Source organism: Streptococcus timonensis, from assembly GCF_900095845.1.
GTDB lineage: Bacteria > Bacillota > Bacilli > Lactobacillales > Streptococcaceae > Streptococcus > Streptococcus timonensis.
Map to the genome: position 1 here is coordinate 234,210 of NZ_FMIX01000004.1, position 19,602 is coordinate 253,811.

Sequence of the window (19,602 nt, forward strand, 5' to 3'; positions counted from 1 at the left end):
ATAAAATAAAGGATGGAGGCTTAAAATCAATTTTATTAGAATGTATCGGTGATTAAGAACAGGCCCCTTTATTTGCTTGTAATTCACTGGGATAGATGGTAAAATAGACGAGTGAAAAAGAGACAGAAAAACGAAAAAAATACCTTATTCTTTCAGTACAGTATCGGACTGACCACACTGGCTCTAGCCGTGACATTCTCCTTTCTTTATCTGATTTGGATTAGTATACAACCATATCAGTATGCAAAGATCGAAGGAGAGAAATTGGCTAAGCAGTATACCGATATGGAAACAGTTAGTCAAGTTGATTTTTTTAATGGTCTGGAAAGCTATTATAGCGTTCTTGGTCAAGATAAACATCAAAAACAAATTGCTGTTTTAATTGAAAAGAATAGTCATAACATTTATATCTATCAACTAGAAAATGGTACTTCTCAAGAAAAAGCAGAAGCAGTTGTCAGAGAAAAAGGAGCAACTGAGATTGATAAGATTACCTTTGGACGGTATGCTGATAAGCCCGTCTGGGAGATCAAATCCGGAGGAAACTATTATCTAGTAGATTTTGAATCTAGTAGCCTAATCGAAAAGGAGAAGCTATGAAACTATCCAAACGTGTCTTAGAAATGGAAGAAAGTGTCACTCTAGCTAGTGATGCAAGAGCAAAGAAGTTAAAGGCTGAAGGAAAAGACGTCCTTTTCTTGACTTTAGGTCAGCCTGATTTTCATACACCTGAAAATATTCAGGATGCTGCGGTTGCAGCTATTCGAGATGGACGAGCTTCTTTCTATACGGTGGCTTCAGGTTTGCCTGAATTGAAAGCAGCGGTTAATACTTATTTTGAACGTTATTATGGTTATTCTGTGGCAGCTAATGAGGTCACTTTTGCTACAGGTGCCAAGTTCTCCCTTTATACTTTCTTTATGGCTGTGATTAATCCAGGTGATGAGGTTATCATTCCAACACCATACTGGGTCAGCTATGGGGATCAGGTTAAGATGGCAGAAGGCCTTCCAGTATTTGTCCAAACCAAGGAAGACAATCACTTTAAAGTAACTGTGGAGCAATTAGAAGCTGCTCGCACAGGTAAGACCAAAGTCTTGGTACTAAACTCACCATCTAATCCGACTGGGATGATCTATTCTCGTGAGGAATTGTTAGCCATTGGAAATTGGGCAGTTGAGCATGATATTCTTATCCTAGCAGATGATATTTATGGTCGTTTGGTCTATAACGGGAATGAATTCGTTCCAATCTCTAGTCTGTCAGAAGATATTCGCAAACAAACTATTGTCATCAATGGAGTGTCTAAGGCCTACGCTATGACAGGATGGCGTGTTGGTTATGCAGTAGGTGATCCAGAAATTATTGCTGCTATGAGTAAATTGACTGGTCAAACGACTTCAAACCTAACCGCTGTTTCACAATACGCAACAATCGAGGCCTTAACTGGTCCACAAGACTCTGTAGAAACCATGCGTCAGGCTTTTGAGGAACGTCTCAATACCATTTATCCTCTCTTGTGCCAAGTCCCTGGCTTTGAAGTAGTCAAACCGCAAGGAGCTTTCTACCTCTTCCCAAATGTTAAAAAAGCTATGGAGATGAAAGGCTATACAGATGTAACAGCATTTACAACTGCTATTCTTGAGGAAGTTGGTCTGGCCCTGATTACAGGAGCAGGATTTGGAGCACCAGAGAATGTCCGTCTCAGCTATGCGACAGACCTAGATACACTCAAAGAAGCTATTCGTCGCTTGCACCAATTTATGGAAAAATAAAAATAAGATCTTCGTCGTCTTGACGGAGATTTTTTTGGATAAAACCTGAGTTTTTTCTCTGATAGAATCTAGCTATCAGGTATTATTTGTGGTACAATAGTGGGTAATAATGTCTTTAGACAAGTTAAACAAAAAAGGAAGATAAAACATGACAAAACGTGTAACAATTATCGAAGTAAAAGACTACGTTGGTCAAGAAGTCACTATTGGTGCTTGGGTTGCTAACAAATCAGGAAAAGGGAAAATTGCCTTCTTGCAATTGCGTGACGGAACTGCCTTCTTCCAAGGCGTGGCTTTCAAACCAAACTTTATCGAGAAATTTGGTGAAGAAGTAGGTCTTGAAAAATTTGAAACTATCAAACACTTGAGCCAAGAAACGTCTGTCTTTGTAACTGGGATTGTCAAAGAAGATGAGCGCTCAAAATTTGGTTATGAGTTGGATATTACAGACATCGAAGTTATCGGTGAATCTCAAGATTACCCAATTACTCCAAAAGAACACGGAACAGACTTCTTGATGGATAACCGCCACTTGTGGTTGCGTTCACGCAAACAAGTAGCAGTGATGCAAATCCGTAACGCTATTATCTATGCAACTTATGAGTTCTTTGATAAGAATGGCTTCATGAAATTTGACAGCCCAATCCTTTCAGGAAATGCTGCAGAAGATTCTACAGAACTTTTCGAAACAGACTACTTTGGAACACCAGCTTACTTGAGTCAATCTGGTCAGCTTTATCTTGAAGCAGGTGCTATGGCTTTAGGTCGCGTCTTTGACTTTGGTCCAGTATTCCGTGCAGAGAAATCTAAGACTCGTCGTCACTTGACGGAGTTCTGGATGATGGATGCTGAGTACTCATACTTAACACACGATGAATCACTTGACTTGCAAGAAGCTTATGTTAAAGCGTTGCTTCAAGGTGTTCTTGACCGTGCTCCTCAAGCCTTGGAAACATTGGAACGTGATACAGAGCTCTTGAAACGCTACATTGCTGAGCCATTCAAACGCATTACTTACGATGAAGCCATTGATCTTTTGCAAGAGCATGAGAATGACGAAGATGCTGACTACGAACATCTTGAGCATGGAGATGATTTCGGTTCACCACACGAAACGTGGATTTCAAACCACTTTGGTGTACCAACCTTTGTGATCAACTATCCAGCAGACATCAAGGCTTTCTACATGAAACCAGTTCCTGGGAATCCAGATCGCGTGCTTTGTGCAGACTTGCTTGCACCAGAAGGTTACGGAGAAATCATCGGTGGCTCCATGCGTGAGGAAGACTACGATGCCCTTGTCGCTAAGATGGAATCACTTGGAATGGATCTTACAGAGTACGAATTCTACCTTGACCTTCGTAAATATGGTACAGTACCACACGGTGGATTTGGTATCGGTATCGAGCGTATGGTAACCTTCGCAGCAGGTACAAAACACATCCGTGAAGCTATTCCATTCCCACGTATGTTGCACCGTATCAAACCTTAATAACTATAAAAACGCCAGCTGGCGTTTTTACTTTAAATGAAAGAGGTGGAGAAAATGTAGGCAAATCTAAGTAAGTCTTTTAGAAATAATCATATTACATATTGAAAGAGAGAAAACAATGTTTAAAAGAACTTACAAACGCAATATTCCACTCCTAGCAGGTCTGGAATTTACATCTTATTTTGGAATTACCAGTTTTTGGATTCTATTTTTCATTCAGAATGGTCTTTCCTTACTTCAAATCGGTCTCTTAGAAAGTATCTTTCATGGGACAAGTCTCTTGTGTGAGATCCCTTCTGGTATGTTGGCTGATCGATTTAGCTACAAGACCAATCTCTATTTGGCTCGTTTGGCCAGTATTGTATCCTCTATCTTGATTTTGTTTGGTCAGGGGAATTTTTGGATTTATGCTCTTGCCATGATGGTCAGTGCTTGGTCCTATAATTTTGACTCGGGAACCAGCACCGCTTTCTTATATGATTCTGCGGTAGAAGCGGGTCAAAAGGACCGATATCTTCAGATTTCTAGCTTTTTGTCTGGTGTGGCAGAAGTCACCCGAACCTTAGGTACAGTTGTCGCAGGCTTCTTTATTCACGGAGCATTGGCTTGGACCTATCTAATTGCTATTGGGTTATCATTTCTTTCTATAATCCTGATTTATTTTATGAAAGAACCAATGGCTAAGAGAGAAAGAAATGAAGTCTTAACCTTTAAAAAGATTGTCCTGCAAGTCCGAAAGGAATGGCAGGAAAAACCAGTTTTGTTTTACTGGATGCTCACCTATCAGTTGGTAGGAACCATCATGTGCATGTTTTATTACTACTACCAACAGAAAATAAGTGACTTATCAGGCTGGCAGGTTTCACTGGTCATGCTGATTGGTAGTGGTTTAAATCTATTGGCAGTTTATGTGGCTAGCCAAATCGGTAAAAACTGGAATAGCAATCGAGTTTTTCCGACTCTTGTTGCACTAACGGGCTTGTCCCTACTATTGGTGTTTTCTGGAACACCCTTTGCTTTTCTTCTTGTATATCTTTTAACCAATACACTTTATGCAGTTTATCAGCCTATCTATTTCAATGACTTACAAGGTTATTTACCTTCCAGTGTAAGAGCAACTATGCTTAGTATCAATTCCATGCTCTTTAGTCTTTCCATGATTGTCATTTTCCCATTGATAGGTTGGTTGATTGATCGTTGGGGTCTTGTTGCTGTCTTTTTAGTTCTAGGCCTTATCTTACTTTTAATTTATCCTATATTAATAATCAGCCTAAAAAGGATGGGTAAGCTATTAAATCAGGACTTGAAAACTGAATAAAGCACGAAACCCTATTTGCTCAAAGTAGTATCCTGTGGTACAATAACAAGAAGAAAAGGAGAAGAGCATGATTGATGTAGAAGAAATTCTAAGCAAGATGAATCCCAATCAAAAGATCAACTATGACCGTGTCATGCAAAAGATGGTCCAAGTTTGGGAAAAAAATGAAGAAAGACCAACTATTCTCATGCACGTCTGTTGTGCTCCCTGCAGTACCTACACTTTAGAGTACTTGACTAAGTATGCCGATGTGACCATTTATTTTGCTAATTCCAATATCCATCCCAAGGCAGAATATCATAAGCGTGCTTATGTGACCCAAAAGTTTGTCAGTGATTTTAATGAGCGAACTGGCAATAACGTCCAATACCTAGAAGCACCATACGAACCCAATGAATACCGTAAACTGGTTCGAGGTTTGGAAGAAGAACCTGAAGGTGGCGATCGTTGCAAGGTCTGTTTTGACTATCGTTTGGATAAGACAGCGCAGGTGGCTATGGACTTGGGCTTTGACTACTTTGGCTCAGCCCTAACGATCAGTCCTCACAAAAATTCACAAACCATCAATAGTATCGGGATCGATGTGCAGAAAATCTATACCACCCATTATCTTCCGAGTGACTTTAAGAAAAATCAAGGTTACAAACGTTCTGTAGAGATGTGTGAAGAGTACGATATCTATCGTCAATGTTACTGTGGCTGTGTCTATGCTGCTCAAGCCCAGAATATCGACTTGGTGCAGGTCAAGAAGGATGCAACAGCCTTTATGGTAGATAAGGATATCGAGAAAGATTACTCCCATATCAAGTTCACTGTTACAAAATTAGACATTTAAACGAAAACCTGCCACATTAGGCAGGTTTTTTGCTAAAATGTACTGGGATAGAAATAGATGGATTAATTTTTAAATTTTTAGTCCGTGTCTTGCGAGAATTCAATAAATCAGTTGAGACTTAAGATTTGTGGATAAAAATGAAGTTTAGGTTAAAAGTGTTTTTTGGAGTCTAGAAGACCAAAAATAGTTCAATACTGTGGTAAAATTATTCCTTTTTGCATTTATACAACTTATTTTACACTACCTTTATTCTTGTGATATAATGTCAAATTATAGAGTGGAGGTCATTCAGAATGATTGATAAGGTAATTGAACAATATAAAAATCATGATAATCTTGATATTCGAGTAGAATTGCATAAGAAGTATTCAAAAAATAAACTGGGATTTAATAATTGGATATTTTCTAACTACCAAATCACTGATGAAGTAAAGGTTCTAGAATTAGGATGTGGTACAGGAGAACTGTGGAAAAGTAATAGTGATTCTATAGATAAAATGAAGCAGTTGGTTGTTACAGATTTTTCTAAAGATATGGTAAAAACAACGAAATTAGTGATTGGAAATAGAGACAATGTCAACTATGAAATAATGGATATTCAAAAGATTTCTTTTGAGAATGAAACCTTTGATATTGTTATTGCTAATATGCTTCTACATCATGTGAATGATATTCCTAAAGCTCTATCTGAGGTGAATAGAGTCTTAAAAACAGGAGGCATTTTTTACTGTGCTACATTTGGTGAAAATGGGGTTGTAGATTATTTGGCAAGTTTATTTAGAGATGAAGTTGATCAAGACTTAGAAAATAAAACGTTTACTTTACAAAATGGTAAAAGGTACCTGAGTAGGTATTTTAACTCTGTCGATACATTACTCTATGATGATGAGTTACAGGTAACTAGAATAGATGACCTAGTTAAATACATCCAATCGTTTAAAGGAATTTCAGAAATAGGTTCACTAGAAGAGGAAATAATACGTAAAAGATTGGAAAGTGAGTTTAATAATGGTATGTTGATCATTCCTAAAGAATATGGTATGTTTATCGCTCGAAAAGAAAGTTAAGGGAACGAAAGTGTGAAAAATTACGGAGAAGCTTTTCGATATTTTAGAAAATTAAACGGATATTCTTTAGAGTATGCTGCAGCTGATTCTATATCAAAATCTCAACTCTCTAGATTTGAAAGGGGAGAAAATGAAATTTCTCTCTCAACATTTTTTGAATTATTATCAAATATCAATGTTTCGATAGAGAATTTTTGTAATTACTTAGAACATTATAAAAGATCGGAGCTTGATGATTTTTTGGTTAATTTATCTCCAAACTTTTATAGTTTGAATACTAAAGGGTTGGAGGAAATAAAAAATGAGCAACAAAAACTTTTTGAAAAGAGTGGGGAGAAAACTCATAGAATAAATACAATTATGGTTCAGGGATTATTAAATCAGATAGATTGTAATCATATAGTTAGTAGAGACGATCTAAATTTAGTATATGACTATTTATTCCAGAAGGAACGATGGGAGTCCTATGAGATAACGCTGATTGGTAATTTATATCATCTTTTTGAAATAGATTATATTTACAGGGTCGGAAAAGAAATACTAGAGCGTACACATTATTATGAAAAAATCGGCAAGAATAGAAATTTAGTTGTGTCAGCTTGTTTAAATTTTTGGTTCTGTTGCCTTGAAAATTTACATCTAGTATATGCAGACTACTTTGAAATGAAATTAAAAAAATTATTAAAAGATGACACAAAAGTTTTTGAAAAATCTACATTCAAATTTATAGAAGGATATAAAATATACCTGACAGAATCTAAAGAATCTGGAATTAAGCAAATGCAAAATGTCATTAAATATTTTGAGTTTATTGAATCTAAAAATATTGCTTTATATTTTCAAAGACGATTAAATCAGTTAGTAGATTAAATAACATTTTCTTCGTTAAGTGATTTTTTCCAAAGATTGTTCTAAAGGATTGATGCTATGTAGAAAGACAATACTAAATATTTTGATACGAAGGTGATTTGTATTTTTTATACCGATTATCTTCGTATTTTTTGTAATAAACGATAGAAGATTGTTCTTAACTTACAAGGAACAAAGAAATTAAAAAATATCAGTATATCTATTTGTTTTGTATATCACGTGAATTCTGCATAAATCTCTTTCTAGTAATGTATTGCAACTCTACTATAGCGGTTTTATTCCTTTTTTGTGTTTACACAACATATTTTACACAACCAAAAAAACAAGGTCAGGATTTTGTTCCTGACCTTTGACAACTTTACCGATTCTTTAGTTCTACGTAGCGTTTGTACCAAATGTTGACATAGGCTTCTGAGAAGGGGCCTCGTTCATTGTTAATCCAATCAACAAGAATCTTGACATGCTCTTTCAAAATATAGTCTAAGTCAGAAGAATACTTCATTTTTCGCTTATGTCGTTCATATTCCTCAACGTCCAAGAGGCGTTTCTCACCATCTGTAAAAACTTTAACATCCAAATCATAGTCAATGTATTTTAAAGCTTCTTCGTCTAGATAGTAAGGACTTGCCATATTGCAGTAGTAGGAAATACCATTATCACGAATCATAGCGATAATATTAAACCAATATTTCTTGTGAAAGTAAACAATAGCCGGTTCTCTAGTCACCCAACGACGACCATCACTCTCGGTAACGAGTGTATGGTCATTGACGCCGATAATAGCGTTCTCTGTTGTTTTTAGTACCATGGTGTCTCGCCAAGTGCGGTGAAGACTCCCATCATGCTTATAACTTTGAATTGTAATAAAGTCGCCTTCTTTTGGAAGTTTCATAACTAACCAACTTTCTACAATTTATAAGTTTATCGTTTACTATTGTATCACATTTTTGTTTAAAGTTCTTAGTTTTTTTATGAAAAAATTAAAGATATTCTCTGAGAGCGCTGGCTATATCTGAAAAATCATAACCTTTTCGTGCTAAAACTTGGGTCAAACGCTGTTTGAGTTCGTATCCTTCATACTTACGCGAATATTTTCGATATTGCTTATCCAACTCTTTAAAGATTAGCTCCTGAACGGTTTCCTCTTCTATCTGGTTATCCAGTTGGTCAAAGGCTGTTTTAGCTTCCGAGTAGGAAAAACCTCTGTTGGTAAGATTTTGGATTATCTTATCTTGTAGAGCGCGAGCAGGCAATTTACCCTGATATTTTTTCAGTAGTTTTTCGGCTGTACGCTCTGCGACTTCCGTCATATCAAATTCTTGTAAGACGTCTTGGATAACAGCCTTAGCAACTCCTTTTTGAGAAATCTTTTGTATGAGCATGTAGCTTCCCTTGTCACCAGATAGCTGATTGGAATTGATGATAGCATAGGCATACTGACGGTCATTGATCCAGTTATCATCCTTGAGGGCTTGGATGACTTGTGGTATGATTTTCTCATCAATCTCATGTTTAACTAAATAGTCTCTGACTTCCTTTTCAGTACGAGCCTTGAAGGATAAGTGGTAGAGGGCCAGATTTTTTCCGTAGGAAAATTGTGCAAAGGTCTGAATTTCTGCAAACTCTTGAGGACTAATTTCCTTATCCTTGGTCAACATAAAACGAACAATGGTATCCTCGGTAATGTAGCAAGTTTTGTCACTATCAAGTTCTAGCAGATAGAGACGTTTTTTCTTTTCTAGTTTTGTGATTTTCATGGTTTTCCTTTTATCCAAACGCTTCAAAGGCAGCAACGAGTCGAAGTTTATTCACATCGACCTGTTCTCTCCCATAATAGTCAAGAAATAGTTCAGCGTATTTAGGGTCATGTAGGTTATAGTTGAGGGACCAAATTGCCCAAAAGAGATCGATATGTCGATCACTGAAATCAGCTAAGCCAAGGTCAATAAAGCAAGAGAAGTGGTCAGCATTCTTTAGAATAAAATTCGGTAGACAGGCATCCCCGTGAATAAAGGCATCTGTCTTTAAAAGGTGTCCTTCTTCTCGAATGAGCTGGAAGGCCTCTTCGCGGCTACTAATCCGGAATTGGGGTAGGAGCGCCTTGGCATAGAACTCCCCTTTTTCATACTTTTTAAAGGCTCTGTCTTTATAGGCCTGTATATGATTTTCTGATGGAAAATTTTGCGGATAAAAGCTGTGAAGTTTTTTAAGAGCTTCGGCCATGGTACGGCAAATTTTTTCTGGTTGATCTAAAAAAGCGAGAGCATCATGGCCAATAGCCTCTTTAGTCAGGAGGTAGTCTTTATCTGTAGATAGATAGTGGATGACTGGCGTTCCTATTTCCTCTTGTTCAAACCAACTCGCAATTCTAGCTTCTCGCTCTAATCTTCCCTTTTGATCTATTTTCAAGTAGTAACCTGAATCAAGATAGAGAACCCTTGCGCCTGAATGAGAAGAGCTGTCAGAAAGAGTTGCTCCCTCTATATAAGTTCGTAATTGCTCAGGAAAATCCAATGGGGAGAAATGAGATGTCTTTGTATTCATGGTTTTATTGTAACATATTCTTAACCATTGAGAAACTACGTGGTATAATAGACTTATGAGTCTTAAAGTCAAACAAAAAATTCCATTAAAAATTAAGCGTATGGGGATAAACGGGGAAGGTATCGGATTTTTCCAGAAAACCCTTGTTTTTGTTCCTGGAGCCCTCAAGGGAGAAGATATCTATTGTCAGGTGACTTCCGTTAAGCGTAACTACGTTGAGGCCAAACTGCTTGAGGTCAATAAAAAATCTAAGTTTCGAGTGGTACCAGACTGCACCATTTATAATGAGTGTGGAGGATGTCAAATCATGCATCTACATTATGATAAGCAGCTGGAGTTTAAAACGGACCTTCTCAATCAAGCTCTGAAGAAATTTGCACCCGCTGGTTACGAAAACTATGAAATCAGACCAACCATTGGCATGCAGGAACCCAAGTATTATCGAGCTAAACTACAATTCCAAACTCGAAAGTTTAAAGGCCAAGTTAAGGCGGGATTATATGCTCAAAATTCCCATTATTTGGTCGAGTTAAAAGACTGCCTAGTCCAAGACAAGGAAACGCAAGCTATTGCCAACCGCATTGCTGAGCTCTTGACCTATCATCAAATTCCGATTACAGATGAACGAAAAATCCTTGGAGTTCGAACCATCATGGTTCGTCGCGCACGGAAAACTGGGCAAGTTCAGATTATCATTGTGACCAATCGTCAATTAAATCTGACTCAATTTGTGAGAGATTTAGTCAAGGATTATCCTGAAGTAGTGACTGTCGCAGTCAATACCAATACTGCTAAAACTAGTGAGATTTATGGGGACAAGACTGAGATTATTTGGGGCCAAGATAGTATAGGCGAAGGTGTTCTTGATTATGAATTTTCTCTTTCACCTCGAGCTTTTTACCAACTCAATCCTGAACAGACAGAAATTCTCTATAGTGAAGCCGTTAAGGCCTTGGACGTAAATGAGAATGACCATCTGATTGATGCCTATTGTGGTGTTGGTACTATTGGCTTTGCCTTTGCTAGGAAGGTTAAGAGCCTGAGAGGGATGGATATTATCCCTGAAGCTATCGAGGATGCTAAGGCAAATGCCCAGCGTATGGGGTATAGTAATACCCACTATGAGGCAGGTACAGCAGAAGAGATTATCCCTAGATGGTACAAGGAAGGCTATCGTGCGGATGCCTTGATTGTGGACCCGCCACGTACTGGTTTAAATGACAAGCTATTGGATACCATCGTCAAATACGCTCCTGAAAAGATGGTCTATGTTTCCTGCAATGTATCTACCTTGGCACGTGATTTAGTCAGATTGATGGAGGTATATGACCTGCATTATATCCAGTCAGTTGATATGTTTCCACACACTGCGCGGACGGAAGCAGTGGTTAAATTGACCAAGCGCAAATCATCTTCTAAATAGAAATAAGAGCACGAAAATTTTTGAAAATCAGCTTTCTGGTTACAGAGTAAGATTTGCAAGCTCCCTATAATTATGATAAAATAAATAGAAAATATAATGAAAAACGAGGTAAGTGAAATGTCACGTAAACCATTTATCGCTGGTAACTGGAAAATGAACAAAAACCCAGAAGAAGCAAAAGCATTTGTTGAAGCAGTTGCATCAAAACTTCCTTCATCAGACCTTGTTGAAGCTGGTATCGCAGTTCCTGCACTTGACTTGACAACTGTATTAGCCGCAGCTAAAGGAACTAACCTTAAAGTTGCAGCTCAAAACTGCTACTTTGAAAACGCTGGTGCTTTCACTGGTGAAACTAGCCCACAAGTTTTGAAAGAAATCGGTACTGACTACGTTGTTATCGGTCACTCAGAGCGTCGTGACTACTTCCATGAAACTGACGAAGATATCAACAAAAAAGCAAAAGCAATTTTTGCAAACGGTATGCTTCCAATTATCTGTTGTGGTGAGTCTCTTGAAACTTACGAAGCAGGAAAAGCTGCTGAATTCGTAGGTGCTCAAGTATCTGCTGCATTGGCTGGATTGACTGCAGAACAAGTAGCTTCATCAGTTATCGCTTATGAGCCAATCTGGGCTATCGGTACTGGTAAATCAGCTTCACAAGATGATGCACAAAAAATGTGTAAAGTTGTTCGTGACGTTGTAGCAGCTGACTTTGGTCAAGAAGTAGCTGATAAAGTACGTGTTCAATACGGTGGTTCAGTTAAACCTGAAAACGTTGTAGAATACATGGCTTGTCCAGACGTTGACGGAGCTCTTGTTGGTGGTGCATCACTTGAGCCTGCAAGCTTCTTGGCATTGCTTGACTTTGTAAAATAAGCTTCAAATATCTGAGACAGACAGTTCCCTCCCTCGAGGTTAAGACTGCCTGTCTTCTTTTTAGTAAAAAGGCGTGCGTAAGCACGCTCTTTTCTGCATTTTGAATGAAAAAGAAAGGAGAATTATGCTTTATATTTGGTCTTATCTCAAACGTTATCCCAAGTGGTTGATTTTAGACTTTCTCGGAGCAGTTTTCTTTGTCATTGTCAATCTAGGTCTACCGACTGTTCTGGCTCGTATGATTGACCAGGGGATTAATCAAGGTAATGAAGAAAAGCTCTATTTTTGGGCTGTTATTATGTTGGTCATTATCGTCTTGGGGACATTTGGACGGATTGTCCTGTCCTATGCTGCTAGTAAATTGACTACCAACATGGTTAAAGACATGCGCAATGATGTATATGCTAAGCTACAAGAGTATTCTCATCACGAATATGAACAGATTGGTGTATCTTCACTGGTTACTCGTATTACTAGTGATGCCTTTGTTCTTATGCAGTTTGCGGAACAAACCCTTAAATTAGGTGTCATCACTCCCATGATGATGCTCTCTAGTGTTCTCATGATTTTCTTGACTAGTCCTTCACTAGCTTGGATTGTAGCTTTTTCAGTACCTTTCTTAGCAGTCGTTGTTGTCTATGTAGCTGTAAAAACTCGACCTCTATCAGAAAAACAACAGAAAACACTGGATAAGATTAATCAATATGTCCGAGAGAATTTGATGGGCTTACGAGTGATTCGAGCCTTTGCGCGAGAAGAATTCCAAGAAGAACGCTTCGCAGAGCAAAATGCAATCTATGCTGATAATTCGAGCCGCTTGTTTAAATTGACAGGCTTGACCGAACCTCTTTTTGTACAAATCATTATCGCTATGATTGTGGCAATCGTTTGGTTTGCTCTAGATCCTCTCCAACAAGGAAGTTTGCAAATTGGGGATTTGGTAGCCTTTATTGAGTACAGCTTCCATGCCCTCTTGTCCTTCTTATTCTTGTCTAGCCTCTTTACCATGTACCCACGTACTGCCGTATCCAGTGAACGCTTGAAGGAAATTATGGATATGCCCATTTCCATTGATCCAAATGAAAATGGTATTAGAGAGACAGAAACACATGGTTACCTAGAATTTGAAAATGTGACCTTTGCCTATCCTGGAGAGACAGAGAACCCGGTTCTACACAATATTTCCTTTACTGCTAAACCAGGAGAAACCATTGCCTTTATTGGTTCGACTGGTTCTGGGAAGTCTTCATTGGTTCAGTTGATTCCACGTTTTTATGATGTTACCTTAGGGAAAATCAAGGTTGATGGAGTTGATGTGCGGGAATACCGACTCAAGTCCCTTCGTCAAAAGATTGGTTTTATTCCTCAAAAAGCTTTGCTCTTTACTGGAACGATTGCTGAAAATCTGCGTTACGGGAAAGAGGATGCTAGTCGTGAAGAGTTGAATCAAGCAGCCGATGTTGCCCAAGCCAAAGATTTTATCGAAAGTCGTGAAGAAGGTTTTGGAACCCATCTAGCTGAAGGTGGAAGTAACCTGTCTGGTGGACAAAAGCAACGTTTATCGATTGCCAGAGCAGTTATCAAAGAGCCGGATATCTATATCTTTGACGATTCTTTCTCAGCCTTGGACTATCGTACGGATGCTATTTTACGTCGTCGTCTTAAGGAGGTCACTCAAAATGCAACGGTTTTAATTGTTGCCCAGCGGGTTGGAACCATTATGGATGCTGATCAGATTATCGTCCTTGATAAGGGAGAAATCGTTGGTCGTGGACGCCATGAGGAATTGATGGCAACCAATGACATCTATAGAGAAATTGCAGAGTCGCAACTAAAAAATGCGTCTCTAACAGAAGAATAGGAGGTAAAGGATGAAAAAACAATCTAGTTTAGCTCGTCTATGGAGTTATTTAAAAGCCTACCGTTTCTCTATTTTTCTCGCAGTATTTCTTAAGATTCTGAGTGCGGTTATGAGTGTTATTGAGCCTTTTGTCTTAGGACTTGCCATTACAGAATTAACCTCTAATCTCCTTGACATGGCTAAAGGAGTTGCAGGCGCTGGGCTTAATACTAGCTATATTGCAATCATTTTGGTCATCTACCTCTTACGAGGGGTCCTCTACGAATTAGGTTCATATTATTCTAATTATTTTATGACCAATGCTGTGCAGTCCATGATACAGGATTTGCGTAGAGAAATGAATAAAAAAATCAATCGTATTCCTGTATCTTACTTTGATAAGCATCAGTTTGGAGATTTACTGGGACGTTTTACCAGTGATGTAGAGACTGTGTCCAATGCTCTTCAGCAATCCTTCTTACAGATTGTCAATGCTGTATTTACGATCCTTCTAGTAATGGGAATGGTATTATACTTAAATCTTCAGTTAGCTATGATCGTTATTTTATCAATTCCAGTGACCTATTTTGGAGCTAAGACCATCATGAATCGTTCCCAGCCTTATTTTAAACAACAGGCGGCTATCTTGGGACGCATGAATGGTTTTGTGCAAGAAAACTTGACAGGTTTTAATGTTTTGAAGCTCTATGGACGTGAAGAAAATACGCAGCAGGAATTTGCAGATATTACCGATGAATTGCAACAGGTTGGCTTTAAGGCTAGCTTTATCTCAGGTTTGATGATGCCTGCTCTACATATCGTATCAGATTTGACTTATCTGATTGTTGCAGTTTTAGGAGGTATACAGGTTATTGCGGGGCGTTTGACGATTGGTAATATGCAGGCCTTTGTCCAATACGTCTGGCAAGTTAGCCAGCCTATCCAAAACATCACCCAGTTAGCAGGGCAAATGCAGAGCGCCAAGTCTTCCCTTGATCGTATTTTTGAAGTTTTGGATGAAACGGAGGAAGTTCAAGATCTTGAAGTGAAAGAACTACCACCTTTGACTGGGCAAGTTAGTTTTAAGAATGTTGATTTCCAATATGTAGAAAACAAACCGTTGATTCGCAATTTCAATCTGGATGTTGAACCAGGAGAGATGGTAGCCATTGTTGGTCCTACTGGAGCAGGAAAAACAACCTTGATTAACCTTCTCATGCGTTTTTATGATGTAACTGCTGGAGCTATTTTAGTGGACGGTCAAGATATTCGAGACTTATCTCGTCAGGACTATCGTCGCCAGTTTGGTATGGTCTTACAGGATGCTTGGCTCTATGAAGGTAGCATCAAGGAAAATCTTCGCTTTGGGAATCTTGAAGCAACAGATGAGGAAATCGTTGAAGCAGCTAAGGCTGCCAATGTAGACCACTTTATCCGCACTCTTCCTGGCGGTTATAACATGGAAATGAACCAAGAATCAAGTAATATTTCTCTTGGTCAGAAACAGCTTTTAACCATTGCGCGTGCCCTCTTGGCAGATCCAAAAATTCTAATCCTTGATGAAGCGACATCATCAGTTGACACCCGTTTAGAACTCTTGATTCAAAAAGCTATGAAGCGTTTGATGAAGGGAAGAACAAGCTTTGTCATTGCACATCGACTTTCTACGATACAAGAAGCTGATAAGATTTTGGTACTTAAAGATGGACAGATAATCGAACAGGGAAATCATGAAAGTCTTTTGGCTGCGAAAGGTTTCTATTATGATCTTTATCAAAGTCAATTTTCTAGTAAAAACAGAGAAAATAGCTAGGGTAAATAGCCACTCATTTTCTTAAATTATCAGTCAATTACAACTTTTTTAATATGGGTTAATTTTCTTGCTTTTGTCTACTAGGTGTAGTATACTGAGGTAGTAATCAATAAATATGGTTACAAAAATAAAATTATGAGGTGAGAAAAATGGTAGAATTGAAAAAAGATGCATTAAAAGACGTAACAACATTATCTAAGACAGCTCCTGAAACGCTAGTAAAAACGAAAGAAGTCTTGAATCAAGCCGTAGCAGACTTGTATGTAGCGCATATCGCTCTTCATCAAGTACACTGGTACATGCGTGGACGTGGTTTTATGGTATGGCATCCTAAGATGGATGAATACATGGATAGCCTTGATGGTTACCTTGATGAAATCAGCGAACGCTTGATTACTCTTGGTGGCAAACCATACTCTACTTTGACAGAATTCCTTCAACACAGTGAAATCGAAGAAGAAGTTGGAGAGTTCCGTAACGTAGAAGAAAGCTTGGAACGTGTCCTTGAAATTTATCGTTACTTCATCACTCTTTTCCAAAAAGCTTTGGATGTAACAGATGAAGAAGGTGATGATGTTACTAATGATATCTTCGTTGGTGCTAAGGCTGACCTTGAAAAAACAGTCTGGATGCTTGCAGCAGAATTAGGACAAGCACCTGGTTTGTAAAAAGCATTAGGTAAATAAAAAATCCGTAGATCATTTGCTACGGATTTTTTCTTTCTCTGAAGGCATTCCAAAACAGTCTTTTTTAGAGATTTTTGATAAAATAGAACTATCAATGAAAAGGATGAAAGCATGACAAAGAAAATCGTAGCGATTTGGGCCCAAGACCAAAAGGGCGTAATCGGAAAAGAAGATCGTCTACCATGGCATTTGCCCGCCGAGTTAAAGCATTTCAAAGAGACAACATTGAATCACGCTATTTTAATGGGGCGTGTAACTTTTGATGGAATGGGACGACGTTTATTACCAGGCCGTGAAACCCTAATTTTAACACGAAATACACAGGAGTCTATTGAGGGTGCTTTGGTTTTCCAAAATGTTGAGGATGTTTTAGACTGGTATCATCATCAGGCTAAGAATCTCTATATCATTGGTGGCAAGCAGATTTTTCAGCTTTTTGAATCTTATCTGGATGAGATTATTGTGACACAAGTTCATGCTCAAGTTGAAGGTGATACCTATTTCCCAGAGGATTTTGACTTGACTACATTTGAAACGGTTGCTAGTAAGAGATATGCTAAAGATGATAAGAATGATTATGATTTCACCATAGAATATAGAGAAAGAAAGGGAGTCTAATGGAGCGCAGTGTTTTTGGTTTTTTTACAGCTCTTTTGTGTGCTATCTGCCTTATAGCTGGGGGACAAGCTTTTCGTAAAAAGAGATTTGGGCTTGCTGTTCTGCTATGGCTAAATGCTTTTACCAACTTGGTAAATAGTATTCATGCTTTTTATATGACCTTATTTTAGAGAGAATGAATGATTAGGACGGAAGGAAATCATGCCGACAAATAGAAAAAATGATATGATGGTTTATTGCTCGTTTTGTGGCAAGAGCCAAGATGAAGTACAAAAAATTATAGCAGGTAATAATGCTTTTATCTGTAATGAATGTGTGGAGCTAGCTCAGGAGATTATCCGTGAAGAGTTGGCAGAGGAAGTTTTAACAGATCTTTCAGAAGTTCCAAAACCAATTGAACTTCTCAATATCTTAAATAATTATGTCATCGGTCAAGATCGTGCTAAACGTGCCTTGGCTGTTGCGGTTTATAACCACTATAAACGAATCAACTTCCACGACAATCGTGAAGAATCAGAAGACGTGGACCTACAAAAGTCTAATATTTTGATGATTGGCCCAACTGGTTCAGGAAAGACTTTCTTAGCTCAAACCTTAGCTAAAAGCTTGAATGTACCTTTTGCTATCGCTGATGCAACAGCTTTAACGGAAGCTGGCTATGTAGGTGAAGACGTAGAGAATATACTTCTCAAACTCTTGCAGGCAGCTGACTTCAACATCGAGCGAGCTGAGCGTGGAATTATCTACGTTGATGAAATAGACAAGATTGCTAAGAAAGGTGAGAATGTTTCCATCACACGTGATGTTTCTGGTGAAGGTGTTCAACAAGCCCTTCTTAAGATTATCGAAGGTACAGTAGCAAGTGTACCTCCTCAAGGTGGACGCAAGCATCCGCAACAAGAGATGATCCAAGTAGATACCAAAAATATTCTCTTCATTGTAGGTGGTGCCTTTGATGGGATCGAGGAAATTGTCAAACAGCGTTTGGGTGAAAAAGTCATTGGTTTCGGACAAAACAACAAGGCCATTGACGAAAATAGTTCTTATATGCAAGAAATCATTGCAGAAGATATTCAGAAATTCGGTATTATTCCTGAATTAATTGGACGCTTGCCTGTCTTTGCAGCCTTGGAGCAGTTGACAGTGGATGATTTGGTTCGTATCTTGAAAGAGCCGAAGAATGCCTTGGTTAAACAGTATCAAACCTTGCTTTCTTATGATGATGTTGAGCTTGAATTTGATGATGAAGCACTCCAAGAGATTGCTAACAAAGCTATTGAACGTAAGACAGGTGCCCGTGGTCTTCGTTCTATCATCGAAGAAACTATGTTAGACATCATGTTTGAAGTACCAAGTCAAGAAGATGTGAAAACAGTACGTATCACAAAAGAAGCAGTCGATGGAACGGATAAGCCGATCCTCGAAACAGCCTAGAGGTGATTATGGAAATCAATATACACAATGCAGAGATTTTACTGAGTGCGGCAAATAAGTCACACTATCCTCAAGATGAACTTCCAGAGATTGCCCTAGCAGGTCGTTCAAATGTTGGTAAGTCTAGTTTTATCAATACTATGCTGAACCGTAAGAATTTAGCTCGGACATCAGGGAAACCTGGTAAAACTCAGTTGCTTAACTTCTTTAATATTGACGACAAAATGCGATTTGTAGACGTTCCTGGCTATGGTTATGCACGAGTTTCTAAAAAAGAACGTGAAAAATGGGGTCGCATGATTGAGGAATACTTGACTACTCGAGAAAATCTTCGTGCGGTAGTTAGTCTAGTAGACCTCCGACACGATCCTTCTGCTGATGATGTACAAATGTACGAGTTTCTCAAATATTATGAGATTCCAGTTATCATTGTGGCTACCAAAGCTGATAAGATTCCACGTGGCAAGTGGAATAAGCACGAATCAGCTATTAAAAAGAAATTGAACTTTGATCCTAGTGATGACTTTATCCTATTCTCTTCTGTAAGTAAGGAAGGAATGGAAAAAGCTTGGGATGCTATTTTAGAGAAAATATGAGGAAAATGAATGGCTAGAACAATCCATACAGATAAGGCTCCAAAGGCTATCGGGCCGTATGTCCAAGGAAAAATTGTAGGTAATCTATTATTTGCAAGTGGTCAAGTTCCTCTCTCTCCTGAAACTGGGGAGATTGTAGGAGAAACGATTCAAGAACAAACAGAGCAGGTCTTGAAAAATATTGCTGCGATTTTGGCAGAAGCAGGAACTGATTTTGACCATGTTGTAAAAACAACCTGTTTCTTAAGTAATATGAATGACTTTGTCCCTTTTAATGAGGTCTACCAAACTGCTTTTAAAGAGGAGTTTCCGGCTCGCTCAGCTGTGGAAGTAGCGCGTCTGCCTCGCGATGTTAAGATTGAAATTGAAGTAATCGCAGAGATTGGATAAGCTATTTGAAGTTTGGTTCTTCCAA

Annotated in this window: 19 protein-coding genes; 16 read left to right on the plus strand and 3 right to left on the minus strand. The window is 38.4% G+C overall.

Annotation, left to right across the window (positions count from 1 at the left end):
• Positions 1–111: 111 nt before the first annotated feature.
• From BQ2679_RS04410 to BQ2679_RS04440, 7 genes are all read left to right on the plus strand, one after another.
• The gene (locus BQ2679_RS04410; RefSeq protein WP_075566605.1) at positions 112–600 is read left to right on the plus strand and encodes a cell wall elongation regulator TseB-like domain-containing protein; all 489 of its coding nucleotides are present in this window, start codon (positions 112–114) and stop codon (positions 598–600) included.
• A complete protein-coding gene (locus tag BQ2679_RS04415; RefSeq protein ID WP_075566607.1) occupies positions 597–1,775 on the plus strand; it encodes a pyridoxal phosphate-dependent aminotransferase in 1,179 nt (392 codons plus the stop codon). The genes BQ2679_RS04410 and BQ2679_RS04415 overlap by 4 nt, the downstream gene beginning before the upstream one ends.
• A 148-nt stretch (positions 1,776–1,923) precedes the next feature.
• On the plus strand, positions 1,924–3,267 hold the full coding sequence (gene asnS / locus BQ2679_RS04420) for an asparagine--tRNA ligase (protein WP_075566610.1): 1,344 nt from the start codon (positions 1,924–1,926) through the stop codon (positions 3,265–3,267).
• A gap of 118 nt (positions 3,268–3,385) precedes the next feature.
• Positions 3,386–4,585 carry an MFS transporter gene (locus BQ2679_RS04425; RefSeq protein WP_075566612.1) on the plus strand — a complete coding sequence of 400 codons (1,200 nt, stop codon included), beginning with the start codon at positions 3,386–3,388 and terminating at the stop codon, positions 4,583–4,585.
• A gap of 67 nt (positions 4,586–4,652) precedes the next feature.
• Complete coding sequence (locus tag BQ2679_RS04430) at positions 4,653–5,420, plus strand: epoxyqueuosine reductase QueH (protein ID WP_004252154.1); 768 nt, start codon at positions 4,653–4,655, stop codon at positions 5,418–5,420.
• Between the two features lie 293 nt (positions 5,421–5,713).
• Positions 5,714–6,487 (plus strand): class I SAM-dependent methyltransferase, encoded by a 774-nt coding sequence (locus BQ2679_RS04435; protein ID WP_075566614.1) that lies wholly within the window; start codon positions 5,714–5,716, stop codon positions 6,485–6,487.
• Positions 6,488–6,499: 12 nt separating this feature from the next.
• A complete protein-coding gene (locus BQ2679_RS04440; RefSeq protein WP_075566620.1) occupies positions 6,500–7,357 on the plus strand; it encodes an Rgg/GadR/MutR family transcriptional regulator in 858 nt (285 codons plus the stop codon).
• 358 nt (positions 7,358–7,715) lie between these two features.
• Here the strand turns inward: BQ2679_RS04440 and ntdP are convergent, their stop codons facing one another.
• From ntdP to BQ2679_RS04455, 3 genes are all read right to left on the minus strand, one after another.
• Positions 7,716–8,249 (minus strand): nucleoside tri-diphosphate phosphatase, encoded by a 534-nt coding sequence (gene ntdP, locus BQ2679_RS04445; protein WP_049504712.1) that lies wholly within the window; start codon positions 8,247–8,249, stop codon positions 7,716–7,718.
• An 88-nt stretch (positions 8,250–8,337) separates the two neighbouring features.
• The gene (gene recX / locus BQ2679_RS04450) at positions 8,338–9,114 is read right to left on the minus strand and encodes a recombination regulator RecX (RefSeq protein ID WP_075566625.1); all 777 of its coding nucleotides are present in this window, start codon (positions 9,112–9,114) and stop codon (positions 8,338–8,340) included.
• Positions 9,115–9,124: 10 nt separating this feature from the next.
• The gene (locus BQ2679_RS04455; protein ID WP_075566643.1) at positions 9,125–9,901 is read right to left on the minus strand and encodes an aminoglycoside 3'-phosphotransferase; all 777 of its coding nucleotides are present in this window, start codon (positions 9,899–9,901) and stop codon (positions 9,125–9,127) included.
• A gap of 55 nt (positions 9,902–9,956) precedes the next feature.
• On the opposite strand from BQ2679_RS04455, the gene rlmD reads away from it, so the two are divergent.
• The 9 genes from rlmD (at position 9,957) to BQ2679_RS04500 (ending at position 19,577) form a co-directional block, all read left to right on the plus strand.
• Positions 9,957–11,324: a 23S rRNA (uracil(1939)-C(5))-methyltransferase RlmD gene (rlmD, locus tag BQ2679_RS04460; RefSeq protein WP_075566645.1), complete on the plus strand. Its 1,368-nt coding sequence runs from the start codon at positions 9,957–9,959 to the stop codon at positions 11,322–11,324.
• Positions 11,325–11,441: 117 nt separating this feature from the next.
• Positions 11,442–12,200 (plus strand): triose-phosphate isomerase, encoded by a 759-nt coding sequence (gene tpiA / locus BQ2679_RS04465; protein WP_075568052.1) that lies wholly within the window; start codon positions 11,442–11,444, stop codon positions 12,198–12,200.
• 124 nt (positions 12,201–12,324) lie between these two features.
• A complete protein-coding gene (locus tag BQ2679_RS04470; protein WP_075566648.1) occupies positions 12,325–14,061 on the plus strand; it encodes an ABC transporter ATP-binding protein in 1,737 nt (578 codons plus the stop codon).
• Positions 14,062–14,071: 10 nt separating this feature from the next.
• Entirely contained in the window at positions 14,072–15,853 is a 1,782-nt protein-coding gene (locus tag BQ2679_RS04475; protein ID WP_075566650.1) for an ABC transporter ATP-binding protein, read from the plus strand.
• A gap of 149 nt (positions 15,854–16,002) precedes the next feature.
• Entirely contained in the window at positions 16,003–16,521 is a 519-nt protein-coding gene (locus BQ2679_RS04480) for a Dps family protein (RefSeq protein ID WP_075566652.1), read from the plus strand.
• Positions 16,522–16,650: 129 nt separating this feature from the next.
• Positions 16,651–17,157, plus strand: a complete 507-nt coding sequence (locus BQ2679_RS04485) for a dihydrofolate reductase (protein ID WP_075566654.1) — start codon at positions 16,651–16,653, stop codon at positions 17,155–17,157.
• Positions 17,158–17,358: 201 nt separating this feature from the next.
• Positions 17,359–18,591, plus strand: a complete 1,233-nt coding sequence (gene clpX, locus BQ2679_RS04490; RefSeq protein ID WP_075566656.1) for an ATP-dependent Clp protease ATP-binding subunit ClpX — start codon at positions 17,359–17,361, stop codon at positions 18,589–18,591.
• 8 nt (positions 18,592–18,599) lie between these two features.
• Entirely contained in the window at positions 18,600–19,187 is a 588-nt protein-coding gene (gene yihA / locus BQ2679_RS04495) for a ribosome biogenesis GTP-binding protein YihA/YsxC (RefSeq protein ID WP_075566658.1), read from the plus strand.
• A 9-nt stretch (positions 19,188–19,196) separates the two neighbouring features.
• The gene (locus BQ2679_RS04500; protein ID WP_075566660.1) at positions 19,197–19,577 is read left to right on the plus strand and encodes a RidA family protein; all 381 of its coding nucleotides are present in this window, start codon (positions 19,197–19,199) and stop codon (positions 19,575–19,577) included.
• Positions 19,578–19,602 lie beyond the last annotated feature (25 nt).

Excerpts from the sequence above, each read along its gene's own strand:
- ntdP (WP_049504712.1), bottom strand. The coding sequence starts at position 8,249 with ATGAAACTTCCAAAAGAAGGCGACTTTATTACAATTCAAAGTTATAAG.
- BQ2679_RS04475 (WP_075566650.1), top strand. The coding sequence starts at position 14,072 with ATGAAAAAACAATCTAGTTTAGCTCGTCTATGGAGTTATTTAAAAGCC.
- BQ2679_RS04470 (WP_075566648.1), top strand. The coding sequence starts at position 12,325 with ATGCTTTATATTTGGTCTTATCTCAAACGTTATCCCAAGTGGTTGATT.
- rlmD (WP_075566645.1), top strand. The coding sequence starts at position 9,957 with ATGAGTCTTAAAGTCAAACAAAAAATTCCATTAAAAATTAAGCGTATG.
- BQ2679_RS04415 (WP_075566607.1), top strand. The coding sequence starts at position 597 with ATGAAACTATCCAAACGTGTCTTAGAAATGGAAGAAAGTGTCACTCTA.
- yihA (WP_075566658.1), top strand. The coding sequence starts at position 18,600 with ATGGAAATCAATATACACAATGCAGAGATTTTACTGAGTGCGGCAAAT.
- BQ2679_RS04485 (WP_075566654.1), top strand. The coding sequence starts at position 16,651 with ATGACAAAGAAAATCGTAGCGATTTGGGCCCAAGACCAAAAGGGCGTA.
- BQ2679_RS04430 (WP_004252154.1), top strand. The coding sequence starts at position 4,653 with ATGATTGATGTAGAAGAAATTCTAAGCAAGATGAATCCCAATCAAAAG.
- BQ2679_RS04455 (WP_075566643.1), bottom strand. The coding sequence starts at position 9,901 with ATGAATACAAAGACATCTCATTTCTCCCCATTGGATTTTCCTGAGCAA.
- asnS (WP_075566610.1), top strand. The coding sequence starts at position 1,924 with ATGACAAAACGTGTAACAATTATCGAAGTAAAAGACTACGTTGGTCAA.
- BQ2679_RS04500 (WP_075566660.1), top strand. The coding sequence starts at position 19,197 with ATGGCTAGAACAATCCATACAGATAAGGCTCCAAAGGCTATCGGGCCG.
- clpX (WP_075566656.1), top strand. The coding sequence starts at position 17,359 with ATGCCGACAAATAGAAAAAATGATATGATGGTTTATTGCTCGTTTTGT.
- BQ2679_RS04425 (WP_075566612.1), top strand. The coding sequence starts at position 3,386 with ATGTTTAAAAGAACTTACAAACGCAATATTCCACTCCTAGCAGGTCTG.
- BQ2679_RS04480 (WP_075566652.1), top strand. The coding sequence starts at position 16,003 with ATGGTAGAATTGAAAAAAGATGCATTAAAAGACGTAACAACATTATCT.
- BQ2679_RS04435 (WP_075566614.1), top strand. The coding sequence starts at position 5,714 with ATGATTGATAAGGTAATTGAACAATATAAAAATCATGATAATCTTGAT.
- recX (WP_075566625.1), bottom strand. The coding sequence starts at position 9,114 with ATGAAAATCACAAAACTAGAAAAGAAAAAACGTCTCTATCTGCTAGAA.
- tpiA (WP_075568052.1), top strand. The coding sequence starts at position 11,442 with ATGTCACGTAAACCATTTATCGCTGGTAACTGGAAAATGAACAAAAAC.